This window comes from Bradyrhizobium sp. Gha (assembly GCF_900113735.1).
GTDB lineage: Bacteria > Pseudomonadota > Alphaproteobacteria > Rhizobiales > Xanthobacteraceae > Bradyrhizobium.
Genome location: NZ_FOQM01000073.1, coordinates 1 through 13,868, shown reverse-complemented (window position 1 = coordinate 13,868; position 13,868 = coordinate 1). Strand labels below are relative to the sequence as shown.

Genomic DNA, 13,868 nt, shown 5'->3' with positions numbered 1-13,868 from the left:
GATCTCGGGGGCAAGGTCGAGGTGGCCATGCCGTTCCATCGCCTCAATCAACGCAGGCATCAACGCCTTCAGCCGCTTCCCGCAGATCCGGTCTGACGCCTCACAAAGGAGCACGAGCCGTTGTGTTCGACCTCATTATACATTCGACGTCGCGCCCTTCGGCTTGGGCGCGCGTCTTCCTGACCTCGAAGTAGTCGCATCGCATGTTTGCGATGGAACCCGGTGATGTCGACGAACTCGTCCATATCCGCGTCTACTTCGCGCGATCCGAACGCCGATAGCGCGCGCCTGCTGCCGCCGTCAGTTCCTTCCGCGTTGCCATGCTTAGCCACCCCATCTTCGCCCCCGCTCGCTCCCGATCCAAGGGAGCAATTTACGTGAGGCAACGGCTCAGCATCCGGTAACAATTAGGGCGAGGCAATGCGCCTTCCATCCTGATCGCCGCGCGACATATAGCGAGCCGCATTGGCCAGACTCGCATGGCCGAACCCTCTCCAGGAGATGGGTGGCGGATGTGCGCCGCAGCGTATGCACAAGATCATCTAGCCGGGCTTCGCAGCGCGGAAGGCCGCGGAAGTAAAGTGAGTTCGTTCTGATCGAATCACTTTGAACCGCAGGGAGGCGAAGATGATGTATGGCGGGATTGATCTGCATTCAAACAACGCTGTTGTTGCCGTTCGACGATAACGATCGTTTTGTGGCGCAGAAGCGGTTGCCCAACGAACTCTCGAAAATCGTCTGCTTTCTACGACCGCTGCAAGGGCAAATGTCCGGCGTGGTAATCGAGCCGACCTACAATTGGCATTGGCTGGGTGGATGGCTTGCAGGATGCGGGCTTCCATGTGCTGCTTGCCAACACGGCGGCGATCAAGCAGTACGGCTAAAGCACGGCGGTGACGACCGACGCACGCCATCTGGCCCACCTGTTACGACTGAGCATCTGCCGACGGGCACAATCCTACCGAGGAAGCATCGCGCCGTTCCTGCCCGTGTCGGCGGATGTCGGCTTGGCAATCAAAGCCCATGTTGCGGTCATCGCGACGCCAGTCGCAGATCGAGGTTCTGGAGGCGCGCCTGCAAGAGCGCGTCAAGCCGCAGCCGCAAAACGGCCTGCTGACCAGCGTTCCGGCACCGGCCGGGCGCTCGCCACCATCGTGTTTCTGCAAACCGGCCCATCGATCGGTTGGCCCATGTCGGGAACTTCGCGTCATACGCGCGCTGCGTCGACAGCGTGCTCATCAGCAACCGCAAGAAGAAAGGCGAGGGCAACGTCGAGAACGGCAACAAATACCTGGCCTGGGCCTTTGTCGAGGCGGCGAATTTGGTGCTTTTGCTAGGAAGCCAGGCGCTTCTACGAGCGCAAGAAAGCATCGTTGCCACCAAGGCGTTGGCCCACAAGCTCGCGCGCGCCTGCTACCACATCCTGAAGGAAGGCAAACCGTTCGACGTAACGCCCCGCTTTGCCTGAGGGACGGCGGTCCGGCGAGCCACGCACGGTGACTGGAGATGCAACCAGCAGCACTGAATTGGGCGCCGGTCGCCGTCACCAGCCTCACTGACAGCGGATCGCACGAACCGCAGGCCGACCCACACTGGCAGCCACGGCTTCTGTGAAACTCTTTTGGATACTGCGCGGCACCAAGGTTCTTCTGGGGCGGCCATGCCGCCAGGGCAAGGTCCCGGTCGGACCAATGCTTGCTGATGGGTGTCTGGCGCGATCCGCGCTGCGGACGCAGCCACCAACCGAAGAAGCGCACGCGATTCAAACACGGTGGCTGGAAACCGCTACGGAAACAGAGTCGGCGGCTTGCTGCCGCGAGAAATTTTGCGCGCTTGACCAGCCGGCCAGCTAATGGGTGCCACCGACTTGCTCAAGCCGGCCGCCACGCAGGCTGAACGGAAGGCGGCGTGCAGCACGTTCGGGACGAGCGGACGCTCGTCGTCGCGGCCGGGATACAGCCATCGCTTTGGCCGAGTGAGCAGCCAATACGTCCGCAGAAACCAAAGCTTGGAACGCAGCGATCCTTGCTGCCCTTGCCATGCTCGGCCCGGATCAATGTCCGATGGTGGGCATAGACGGTAGTCAACTCGGTACGGCTCTTGAGGCTTGGGATTGTTTCTAGGGAGCGCACGACGTCGACTGCACTCAGCACGACCGGCAATCTGCGCGCATAGCGCGATGCGCTCTGGAAGCGTGTCATGGACAAGCGTCACAGCGTGGAAAAATCGCAGCGCCCATACGATCTGTTCAGCGCTAGTCAGGGCATCCCGGTCACAATCAGATGAACCTGGAAGGCACGGATATCCTCCAGGTCGAAGCGGTCCGGAGAACGACCGAAATGTCGGCTCAACTTCGCTACAGCGTTGAGCTAAGGATCGCTGCGTCGACGATGGCAGATTACGGACGGTCATATCATCGATCATGCGGCGGCGAAGTGGGCTGATCTCAGCCATCGGAAGAGCTCCTGTCTTAAAGGTTGGGCTTCGAAAACCCGCAATCCTCTCAGACAGGAGGCAATCCTTTGCTATGACTCCCTACATGCCGCGCCAGCGGCTTCGTTTAATGCCTTTCGATTCAATCAGCTCGGCGGATGCTCCAACGCGCCCAAACGATAGCGCGGTTGAGCCTTTCGAGTGAACAAAGAATGGCTTGGAAATGCGCTTACATAAGAATTGCGGCACATCAGGCGTCAGCGCAAACGCGGTCACTGCGCCAGTAGCGGCATGACCGGCAGGATCAGCGCGGTTTGCGCAAGTGCGACTTTGTCAGCTGACGACGTCATTCACATCATGGCCCAAGCAGCGCCGACTCCTCGTGGTAAGACGCCGAGTTACTCGTCAGCTGCCCCACAGCCAACAAGATCTTCCGCTCTTTATCGGTGTCTCTCGTGGCCTGATGCGCCAAATTCTGCGCAGCGGCGGTATTGACCTCGAAATTGGATAGTGCGTCCTTCTATGCGAACCAAGGATCAAAAAAGCAAAAAAGAGAGTTGCCGCGGTAAGCTAAAACGTGGGCAGTAGAGTTCATTCACTCTCGGATGGAATCTCGATCGGGATAGCAAAGCTCGCTTTCACACGATCTACAATGACCATTGTTTTAAATCCCTTGATGTTCGGGTTCTCGTAGAAGAACCTTCGCGTGAACTGTTCATAGTCCTCCATGCTACGCGCTGTGATGTACAGGACGAAGTCAGCATCGCCGGTGACATAGAAGCCATTGACGACCTCGGCCGATGCTTTGATGGCTTTCTTGAATCTGTCAATTATGTCCGAACGCTCCCGTTCCAGACTCACCAGCACCAGCATCTGAATGGATCGTCCCACCGCCTTCGGCGAAACTATCGACACATCGGCTTCTATAATGCCTTCCGAGCGAAGCCTCTTCAGTCGCCTCTGGCACGCCGTAGCCGAAAGCCCTGCCATCTCGCCGATCACTTCGGAGGTTAGTCGGTTGTTCTTTTGAACGATCTCGAGGATGCGGGCATCTGTTCGGTCGTACTGCATTAGTCGACTCCTGCGTCCAGTGAATCGCGGCGCTAAATGACCTAACAATGCAGGAAATCCTCTGAACCGCAAGGCATACGACGCTAATATGTTCGCGACATCAGTATCCTGAATGCTTAAGTAGTTCAACAAATGGCCGCTTGGGGCTTTCAAATGGTGTTGCGAGCCGTCCCGGCGCAGAAAGCGGCTCGTCGGTGTTTGGACGATGTGCGACGCGTGTCCAAACTGAAATGTCAAACTTAAACACGACCGCCTGAGATTGAAGGGAAGTGCGTATGACCATTGACGTCAAAGACATTTGCGAGAAGGACAGAAATGCCGTCCTGCATCCTTTCACGCAGCTTAAGGAGTTCGCATCCGGCAAGCTTGGGGAGCCGACGATTATCGAAACCGGTAAGGGTATCCGAATCGAGGATGCTCGGGGCAATCAGTTGATTGACGGTTTCGCTGGCATGTACTGCGTCAACGTTGGCTACGGACGTGCCGAGGTAGCTGAGGCGATTGCGCGGCAGGCCTATCGTCTGGCGTACTACCACTGCTACTCGGCGCACACCACGGACGAACTCGCGATCCTCTCCGATCGCCTCGTCAAGATGGCGCCAGGAAAGATGAGCAAGGTCTTCTACGGCATGTCTGGTTCCGATGCCAATGAGACGCAAGCAAAGCTTGTCTGGTACTACAATAACCTTCGAGGTAAGCCGAACAAAAAGAAGATCATCTCGCGTGAACGGGGGTATCACGGCTGCAGCGCGATTTCCGGTTCTATGACGGGTATGAGCTTTTACCATAACCACATGGATCTTCCGCTGCCGCAGATTGTGCGCACCGGTGCTCCCCATCACTATTGGGGTGCGAATCCCGACGAAACGGAGCATGAATTTTCCGCTCGTCGCGCGACTGAACTCGATCGGCTTATCGACCGTCTGGGCGCCAATAATGTGGGTGCTTTTATCGCTGAGCCGGTGCTTGGAACAGGGGGCATCACGCCGCCACCAGAAGGCTACTGGAAGGCGATCCAGGCTGTTCTGAAGAAGCACGACGTTCTGCTGATCGCTGACGAAGTAATCACCGGCTTCGGCCGCACCGGTTCAATGTTCGGTTCTCTGCACTACGAAATTGAACCTGACATGATCACCGTTGCGAAGGGCCTGACGTCAGGTTACTTCCCACTTTCCGCGGCCATTATCGGTGAAAAGGTTTACAAGGTCCTGGAGGATGGTGCTGACACGGTCGGGCCGTTTTCGCACGGCTACACTTATTCGGGGCATCCAATTGGCGCCGCCACGGCAAATGCCGTTCTGGACATCGTCGAGAAAGAGAACCTTCCTGGCAATGCCCGCGAAATGGGAGAGTATTTCCAGGCGGAGCTCAAGAAGAAATTTGCACAGCTTCCGATTGTCGGTGAAGTGCGGGGGGTCGGCCTGATGGGTGCGATCGAGTTCGTAAGCGATCGCGATGCGAAGAGGCGATTCGACCCATCGCTGAAAGTCGGTGCTCGAGTGTCCATGGCAGCCCGCGACCGTGGCCTGATTGCCCGTGCGATGCCTCATGGCGACATCCTCGGCTTCGCTCCACCTCTCGTAACCACCAAGGCTGAGATCGATGAGATCGTGTCGATCACCGAGAGCGCAGTGCGCCATGTCATGGACGACCTCGTCCGAAGCGGCGAAAAAATCTAAAGACTGGCGACCGAACGAGCTTGGCGGCCGATTCCTCGAAAAAGGTTCAGCGACGGCGAACGAGAAGACTTCCACGGATGAGCTGATTGCTTAAGCTCGACCGCAGGGAAGATCGTCTGCGGTCATGGTTCGGTTGAAAGCGTGCTCCAGGCGTGAGATTTGCGCTGTGAGCGGAGAACAACAGAGCGACGATTGAGCATGGCAGATAACGCAAATTTCAAACTCTTTATCGATGGAAAGTGGCGCTCCGGCGCGAACGACGCAGTGGTTGCGCTTGTCAACCCCGCCACCGCGGAGGAGTTCGGGCAAGTCGCCAGTGCGTCTGTCTCTGATCTTGATGATGCGTTGAAGTCTGCGCAACTCAGTCTTCAGCGCTGGTCCGAAACACCCGCTCGCGAACGAGGGGCGAGTCTCGTTCGCGCAGCCCGAATCCTTGAGGGAAAAATTGAGCTTGCGGCGGCTGCCCTTTCCAGAGAGCAGGGAAAGACCTTGGCTGAAGCGAAGGCCGAGTACGCGCGCGCAGCCGAAACACTCGAGTGGAACGGCATCCACGCGGAGGAATTGTCGACTGCAATTTCGATAGATCAGAAACGGAAGATTGTACCGGAGGCGATTGGTGTGGTCGCTGCGTTCACGCCCTGGAATTATCCTGCGGTTCTCAACGCGCGGAAACTTGCAGCTCCTATCGCCGCTGGATGTCCGGTAATCCTAAAGGCGGCGGAGGAAACACCCAGCGCCGCCGTCTATATCGTGCAAGCACTGCAAGAGGCAGGGATCCCCGCAGGCGTCGTGACTCTGGTTTTCGGTAGCCCGCCGATGATCTCTGAGCACCTGCTCGGGTCGCCCATCATCCGAGTGCTATCCTTCACCGGCTCGACGCCGGTAGGCAAGCAGCTTGCGAAGATCGCGGCGGTCAATCTGCAGCGCTGCGTTCTGGAACTGGGCGGTCATTCTCCCGTCGTTGTCTTTGAGGACGCAGACGTCGCAAAGGCAGTTTCGGCCATATCCGAATACAAGTTTGAATGTGCTGGTCAGAGTTGCAATGCCCCGAACCGCATCCTGGTAGCTCGACCGATTTACAGGGAGTTTCTATCAAAGCTCGTTCAGACGGTCGAAAGAATCAGGGTCGGCCTGCCGGACGACCCCGAAAGCAATATGGGTCCAATGGCGAACGCAAGGCGTGTTGAAGCGATGGAACGTCTGACGAAGGACGCCGTGGAGCGCGGAGCTCGCGTCGAAAGCGGTGGCAAGCGCATTGAGCGAGCCGGATTCTACTGGGCTCCGACGATTCTAAGCAATGTGCATCCGGAATCACAGGTGCTTCGCGAAGAGCCGTTCGGGCCTGTGCTCACTGTCGCGCCGTTCGATACCATCGAGGAAGCCATTGAAAGCGCAAATTCGACCGAATACGGTCTTGCATCATACATCTTCAGCAACTCGCCCGATGTGCAACAACGAATGATACGCAGCCTTTCGGCCGGTACCGTCAGTGTTAATTATCTAAAGGGCGTATCTGCAGATGCTCCGATCGGTGGCGTAAAACAGAGCGGTTACGGTTATGAGGGTGGCGTAGAAGGACTGAGGGCGTTTCAGAACCTGAAGCTTGTTAACACTGCTCATGTTCTGGAAGTTCAATAGGTGGCTCCATCACCAGTGCAGGCGTTTATCAAGGATCATTCGCCGCAAAACTGGGGGCATAGCTCACTAGATGCGACCTCACGGGTGCTGCGATAGCCAGTGAGGAGTGCAGATCGACGCTGCATCGAAAACGCCGTTGATGGTGTGTTTGGATTCCCGGCTCGTTTGTGCGCTGGAAATTAATGCGGCGATGAACTCGGATTGAGCGGCAATGACACAGTCTGCAATCAAGGATGTAATCCTGGCTCCCGGATACGGGAGTTTTTTCTATGACGATCAAGCTGCGATACGCGCGGGGGCTGGCCATGACGGCTTTCTCTATCTAGGAACTGCCGCGACGGCCGGGTTCACCGGCATCCGAATGCCCTCGCGGTCGCTTAGTATTGGTCTGGTGTTGTCGGATGATGCCATCGTGTGGGGTGACATGATGAGCGTGCAATACTCAGGAGCGGGCGGGCGCGACCCCGTGTTTGAGGCAGACACCATCGAAGCACTTACCAGATCTATCCTCGTACCACGGCTTCTCGCTGCGAACGCCTCGAATTTCCGCGGGGCTTGTGAACGCGTCCTCGCACACCATGACGGAAAGCGGCTTCCCCTCGCGATCGAATATGGCGCAAGCCAGGCGTTGCTTCGAGCTGCTGCACATTTATCTCGGAGCACCCTTGCCGAGATCATCTGCTCGGAATTTGCCCTGCCGTTACCCGAGAGGCCCATACCGATCTACGCTCAGAGCGGTGATTCGCGGGAGCTGAACGTCGACAAAATGATCCTGAAGTCCGTGGATGTGCTGCCACATGGATTGATCAATTCTCGCGAAAAGTTTGGTGCCTCAGGCGAGACGTTTCGCAGCTTCGTCAAGTGGGTTGCCGAGCGCACAAGAAAGTTAGGAAAGCCCGGGTATCATCCGATCCTGCATTTCGACGTTTACGGTTGGATTGGGCTCGAGATCGGTCTGCAAGCGGACAAGATTGCCGACTTCATTGCTCGGATCGCCGATGAAGTCCCCGGTTATCGACTTCACATCGAGTCCCCGGCAGACTTTGGATCAACGCAAGCGCAACTGCAGGAGTACGCAAAAATCGTCGAACTGCTCGATGCACGTGGCACCGAAGCCCGCATCGTCGTCGACGAGCAATGCAATACGCTTGAGGATATAGAATCGTTCGCCAAAGCCAGAGCGGCTCATCTTATCCAGATTAAGATGCCCGACGTTGGCTCGATCGCGGACACCGCGAGGGGCGTTCTGATCTGTAAGAGAAATGCTATCGGCGCATACGTTGGCGGAAGCTGCACTGAGACGGACCTGTCGGCAAGGGCATCGGTCCACATCGCAGTAGCGACCCAGGCTGACATGCTACTTGCGAAACCCGGGATGGGCGTCGATGAGGGTATCTCGATCGTAGGGAATGAGCAGAGCAGGTTGCTCTCCATTCTCAATTACCGGCGCAAGCAAAATGATGTTGACAACGTTGTGGCATCGGCATGAGAAATGCGCTCGAAGGCGTGACCGTCATTGCGGTCGAGCAGGCCGTAGCGGCCCCCATGCGTCTTCGCGGCTTGCGGATGCCGGTGCGCGGGTTATCAAGGTCGAGCGCCCCGACGGTGATTTCGCACGATATTATGACAATCTGGTCCGGGACCAGAGTGCCTATTTCGTGTGGCTGAATCGCGGGAAAGAATCCATTTGCCTCGACCTGACACTCGATACAGACCGCGCCGTCCTCGATGCAATGGTCAGGCAGGCGGATGTTTTCATCCAGAATCTGAAGCCTGGCAGCATGAAGAAGCTCGGCTTCGGTTCTGCTAATCTTCGAATGCGCTTTCCTCGGCTGATTACCTGTGACATTTCGGGATTCGGGGATGGCGGGCCGTTTTCCCATTTGAAGGCATATGACTTATTGTCCAAGCTGAGACGGGCCTCTGTGCGATAACCGGCACAGCGCACGGACCGGCCCGCGTGGGCGTTTCTGTGTGTGATATCTCGGCTGGTATGACAGCACTCAATGCCATCTTGCAGGCACTGCTCAAGCGTGAACGCACGGGGGAGGGATCGAGCATTCAAGTCTCGCTTTTCGATGCTATCGCGGACTGGATGAATGTTCCGGTGCTTCAGTTCGATTACGGCGGCTACCACAACATTAGAACCGGCGTAAACCACCCGTCTCTCGCGCCATACGGCGCATATCGGTGCGCCGACGCCAAGGACATTATCTTCTCGGTTCAAAATGATCGTGAATGGATCAACTTCTGTACTAAATTCCTCAAACGGCCGGAACTCATTCGCAGCCCAGAGTTTGCTGACAATATGAAGCGCTTGCGGAACAGGTCGAGCCTCGATGAAATAGTAGTCGCCCGGTTTGCGCAGATTTCCAGTCACGAAGCAATGGGCGAACTCGAAGCCGCCGAACTGGCGTATGGGCGGCTCAACCAAATAGAAGACGTAACGCACCATTGTCACTTGCGACGGGTGGCGGTCTCGACGCCGACAGGCGAAATTCACCTGATTGCTCCGGCACCGATTTTTGATGAGGAAAATGCTCCGGAACTGGGGCCGGTCCCCGGCCAGGGGGCCCATTCCGAGGCCTTGCGGAGCGAGTTTGGGCCGCAGCGACGCTAGCGACTGCTAATAGATCTCGGCTCCAGCTGATTCAGGAGTCTTACGATGAGTGGAGGTCAGTGACAGGAACAGGATAAATCATGCATCGACATTAAAAACGCGGCCCTATGCTGGTGGCCACGGTTGATACTGAAGGCAACCCGAACGTCAGCCCCCAAGGAAATCTTCTCCTGGTATGGTGATGATCGTCTTGTACTTGCGGACATCGCATCTAACAACACCGTCCGGAATATCTACGCTCATCCAACCGTCTGCGCGAGCTTCACGTGTTCCGCGAGCGTGGCTTCAAGGTGGTCGGGCGAGCTGCAATCATTCGGCCTGAGCAAGCCGAGTTTCCTGTCATCGGATCTGAGTTGCTACGCATAGGCAGGAAGCGACTGTCCTGTACGGCACATCATCTCGGTCAAAAGGAGACTCTCCAGGATCTGGGCTCCGAGCTACACGATCTTTCCGGACGGCCGGAAGTAGATCGCATGCAAAGCGCTTATGCTGCATAAGCAGCAGTTCCTGCGGGGCAGGTAGTAGCCGCTCCTGACCATCAGTCTCGAGTTTAGCTGATGGCGCTCGCGCCGAACGATGTATCATTTCAAGCCAAGCCAACCCGTGTCCGACCCGACCATCTTCTTCTGAAGTCATTGCTCCAAGAAATGTTAGGCCTTGCGGGTTCGTTTCGGAAAAAAGTGCAAGGATCGACTGCTTTCATCGCGTGCGGAAGTCCTCGAAATCAGCGGACGAAACGCAGCATTTATTCGTTATCCCGCGAGTCATTGCACTAATCGAGAGCGGAATACCTATACAGCTCTCGTCTCTCGCCCCCGAATCGCCGCGCCGCTGAGGAGGCGAGCGTCAGAGTTGATTTCGTCTGGCGCTGGCCACAGGGGCTGCGTGACGGTTCAGCACTGATCGTGCAACTGGCTCCCAAGAGTTCGAACCGACCTCGGCGGACATTCCTTAGGGATTGGTCATGAATGCTATCCGAATTGATGGAAAGGCCATCGCTGAGATTCTTCGGGCTCGCGTGGCTTGGGAGGTAGCCGTGCTGCAGGAAGAGTGCGATGTCACGCCTGGTTTGGCTGTAGTACTTGTCGGCAAGGACCCCGCAAGTTCCGTGTATGTGAAGACAAAAACCAGGCAGGCTGAGGCTGTGGGCTTGAAGTCTCAGCAGTACGTGTTGCCGAGCAGTGTGACGGAAACCGAACTGCTGACGTTGATCGAGGCACTTAACCTTGACGAGTCCATTGACGGAATTCTCGTTCAACTTCCGCTACCCGGCCACATCGATCGTTTGCGCGTGCTTGAGGCCATCGATCCGGCCAAGGATGTGGACGGCTTTCATCCCTACAATGTCGGGAGATTAGCAGCCGGCTGCCCCGCTCTCGCTCCTTGCACTCCGCTCGGGGTGGTCCATCTCATCAAGACCGTTGTGAGTGACCTGAACGGACTCGACGTTATCGTTATTGGCCGCTCAAATATTGTTGGAAAGCCTTTGGCGATTCTGCTGGGCGATGCTGGATGCACAGTAACAGGTGCGCAACTCCAGACACGAAATTTGCCCGAACTCTGCCGGCGAGCGGACATTGTCGTCGCTGCCGCCGGATGCGCAGGCCTGGTCCGCGGCGAGTGGCTCAAACCAGGTGCAATTGTCATTGATGTGGGCATCAATCGCGCGATCGATTCAACCGGAGTCACCAAACTGGTCGGAGATGTAGCGTTCGCCGAAGCGAGCAAGCGCGCGAGCTACATTACCCCTGTACCGGGCGGCGTCGGCCCGATGACCGTTGCTTATTTGCTCGCGAACACCGTCAACGCGGCAATTTCTCGGCGAGGGTTGTCTCTGGTCACTGATCGTGACGCTGCCTCGGGCCAGCCAGCCTCGGAGATGAGGGGCGTGAGGTGGATCTGCTGAGGGCAACTGCTTTGCAATCGAATTGTTCCTAGCACTCCAGCATTTCAAAGGCCAGAAAGGCGGGCTGCTGGTCAGCTCGCGTGGCGTCGCGTCGTAATGGCGCGATCAGGCGCTGCGCATACAACTGCTTTCCGTCTTCGTATTCGGAAAACTCGCGAGGTCAAGCGTCAATTTAAAAACAGAAGGCAGAAATCCTGCTCTGCGCAGACTGATATCAACTAAATCCCGATCAGCCGGTACTATTCGCTTAAGGCGAGTTCCGGTCCGCTGAAACCACGGCAGCAAGAGTTGCGAGAGGGAGAGATCGAAGATTGCAAATTCCGCAAAAAGACCCATCCGCCATCGCAAGTGGTAGCAGCCTTGGCATATCAGCCGCCGCAGCTGCGCTGAAATTTCGAGGCATTGCCTCACCTGCACCGGTGGAGTCCGATTGAATATGGCTTGTTTCCACCACGTGAGCGAGTTCGAGCCCGACAATACCTGAGCGCGCCCACGACTTCTGGGCGATCTTGAGTGTGAGCCGTGCAACGTTCTCTGCCCGGGGAAATGCAAGAGCAGGCGTTGCGATGCGTAACTTAAGACGGTCGATGGAAGGCGCGCAGTTCTCGTTCAAGTCCAGAAGTTGATCGCTTCGGGCTCGCGCCTTCCGATGTCAATACAGGACGGGGATTCCGGAATTTATTAGAAATCAGAGCCTGGGAACTCCTCGGAGTGCTTAGTCTCGAAGGCCCGCCTCAACTGCCTGGCTCGACGATGAACCCGGCGACGTTCAGGCTGCCCGTTATTTCCGAAACGGTAGAGGGAGCGTGGGCGGAAGTCGTGATCCGGGGGGATCCGTCGCTCGAGCCGGCCTGCGTCGCGGCCGCAAGGAGTCTGGTCGACCGGGGCGCGATCGCAGTAACTGCGAACTGCAGCTTCTTCATCCGGCATCAGTCGGCCCTTTCTGCTGCAGTCAATGTTCCCGTGGCGACCTCAAGTCTGCTGCTGGTGCCAAGCTTGCTTCGTCAGTTGCCGTTTGGCCGTACTCACAGCAGACTGGACACATTGCAACAAAGATCTGCTTGCCGTCGAGACTTCGGCGGACCGAGAGAGAATTGAAATGGGGGGCATCGAGGGCGGCAAGTACTGGCGCGACGCAATGATGCGTTGCTGCCACCTATTGATGTGCCGGCTGTAGAGAGGCGACGTGGTCGCCAGTTTTGCGCGACTTCGTTTTCTCGGATCCCGAGATTGCAGCCTTCCTCTGCGAGTGCACGGCGTTTCCGCTGGTTGCGCCATTGATCCCGTCGTGCTGCGAAGCTGCAAATCTACGATATTACCGACCTTTGCCGGCTGACAATCGCGTCGGTTGTAAGAACTTTCGCGTGCGTCACCAACCTTGAGGGCGCAAGTTTTGGCCGGCATGGTCTTTCGGGAGAGTACCTGCAAACAACATTAAACCGGGAGGTGCTTACATGAGGCCCAAGGGGCCTGCAATAAGCGTTGCGATTTTCTGCTCGATCGTGTCGGCTGCCTGCGCGGGACAGCCGTCGCACCGAACCGCAAATGGGAAATCGGTTCGTTATCGGAAAGCCACCCAGTGAAAGTGCGCGTCTTGCGGAGTTATTGTCGAGGGCGGCGATCCCGCTCTTGAGAACGCGAAGCCGGGCGTAAGTTGCGAGGAAGTCGAGGCAATCTGGCAGAACGTCTTGCGGCGCAATGGGTACAGCAAGGATAGCCGTGTCGGGTATTCCATCAACTATCCGCCCGCCTGGGGTGAGCGAACGGTGAGTCTGCGCGCGGTTGGATCATCGCGCTCAAAGGCGCGTGGTTTCCAGCGCAGGCGATCGCCCAGGCTCACGTTAAGACCGACAAGATCGATGCCGCCGTTCGTGGCACGGGTGATTATCGCCAATCCGCTGCAGGTGAAGGCGCCAGAACCCGCGACACCGCCATACTGTTGGCAGTCGCTTCGACCGGCTGCCTGGGCCGCGGCCAAGGCGCCCGGTCCATTGCATGCTTTTTTCGTACGGATCCGCGCCCGGCGTGGCCATCAGGTCGCCGCGGTGGCCGTGGCTCGCAAGCTCACGGTGCTCTGCTGGCATTTGTTGACGAAGGGCGAGGATTACCTGTGGGCGCGCCCGGCGCTGGTCGCCAACAAGACCCGCGCAATGCAACTTCAAGCTGGACATCCGCAACAGAAGGGCAGCCGGCGTGGACCAGCCTATGCCTACAACATCAAGGCGCTGCGCGACCGTGAGATGTTGATTGCCGCCCAGGCGGAGCGAAACTACGAACGATTGGTGTCGCAATGGAAACCGCGGCGGCCAAAACTCGGCGCGCGGGCGCCTCAGCTCGGCAGGACAAAATAGGCAGTCCGGTGACGCTTGCAGCCGACGCGTCACGCTTCGCCACGAGGTCGCCCGCGCCCGACAACCATAACCGCCGCTGACGGCAAGTGCCAGCCAGGAATGCAGTCCCGTTCCACGGCAGCATGCCGCCGTGCTCGGGCCGGTCAAGGCCAAGCCGTGCGGTGGCCGCA

6 protein-coding genes and 3 pseudogenes are annotated in these 13,868 nt (G+C 57.5%); 7 read left to right on the top strand and 2 right to left on the bottom strand.

Annotation, left to right across the window (positions count from 1 at the left end; translation table 11 throughout):
• Positions 1–337, bottom strand: a pseudogene (locus BM222_RS39190) (ISNCY family transposase); the annotation flags it as partial.
• Positions 338–1,231: 894 nt separating this feature from the next.
• On the opposite strand from BM222_RS39190, the gene BM222_RS41775 reads away from it, so the two are divergent.
• Entirely contained in the window at positions 1,232–1,468 is a 237-nt protein-coding gene (locus BM222_RS41775; protein ID WP_210188547.1) for a hypothetical protein, read from the top strand.
• 1,556 nt (positions 1,469–3,024) lie between these two features.
• Here BM222_RS41775 and BM222_RS39175 read toward each other — a convergent pair.
• On the bottom strand, positions 3,025–3,504 hold the full coding sequence (locus BM222_RS39175) for an Lrp/AsnC family transcriptional regulator (protein ID WP_092239941.1): 480 nt from the start codon (positions 3,502–3,504) through the stop codon (positions 3,025–3,027).
• Positions 3,505–3,779: 275 nt separating this feature from the next.
• Between BM222_RS39175 and BM222_RS39170 the strand changes: the two genes are divergently transcribed.
• The 6 genes and pseudogenes from BM222_RS39170 to BM222_RS39135 form a co-directional block, all read left to right on the top strand.
• A complete protein-coding gene (locus BM222_RS39170) occupies positions 3,780–5,183 on the top strand; it encodes an aminotransferase (RefSeq protein WP_092239940.1) in 1,404 nt (467 codons plus the stop codon).
• Between the two features lie 198 nt (positions 5,184–5,381).
• Positions 5,382–6,821 carry an NAD-dependent succinate-semialdehyde dehydrogenase gene (locus BM222_RS39165; RefSeq protein WP_092239939.1) on the top strand — a complete coding sequence of 480 codons (1,440 nt, stop codon included), beginning with the start codon at positions 5,382–5,384 and terminating at the stop codon, positions 6,819–6,821.
• A 211-nt stretch (positions 6,822–7,032) separates the two neighbouring features.
• Complete coding sequence (locus BM222_RS39160) at positions 7,033–8,310, top strand: methylaspartate ammonia-lyase (RefSeq protein WP_092239938.1); 1,278 nt, start codon at positions 7,033–7,035, stop codon at positions 8,308–8,310.
• Positions 8,307–9,441 (top strand): annotated as a pseudogene (locus BM222_RS39155) (CaiB/BaiF CoA transferase family protein). Before BM222_RS39160 ends, BM222_RS39155 begins: the two are co-directional and overlap by 4 nt.
• A gap of 964 nt (positions 9,442–10,405) precedes the next feature.
• Complete coding sequence (gene folD, locus BM222_RS39145; protein WP_092239937.1) at positions 10,406–11,347, top strand: bifunctional methylenetetrahydrofolate dehydrogenase/methenyltetrahydrofolate cyclohydrolase FolD; 942 nt, start codon at positions 10,406–10,408, stop codon at positions 11,345–11,347.
• Between the two features lie 1,958 nt (positions 11,348–13,305).
• Positions 13,306–13,690 (top strand): annotated as a pseudogene (locus BM222_RS39135) (IS110 family RNA-guided transposase); the annotation flags it as partial.
• Positions 13,691–13,868: the final 178 nt, after the last annotated feature.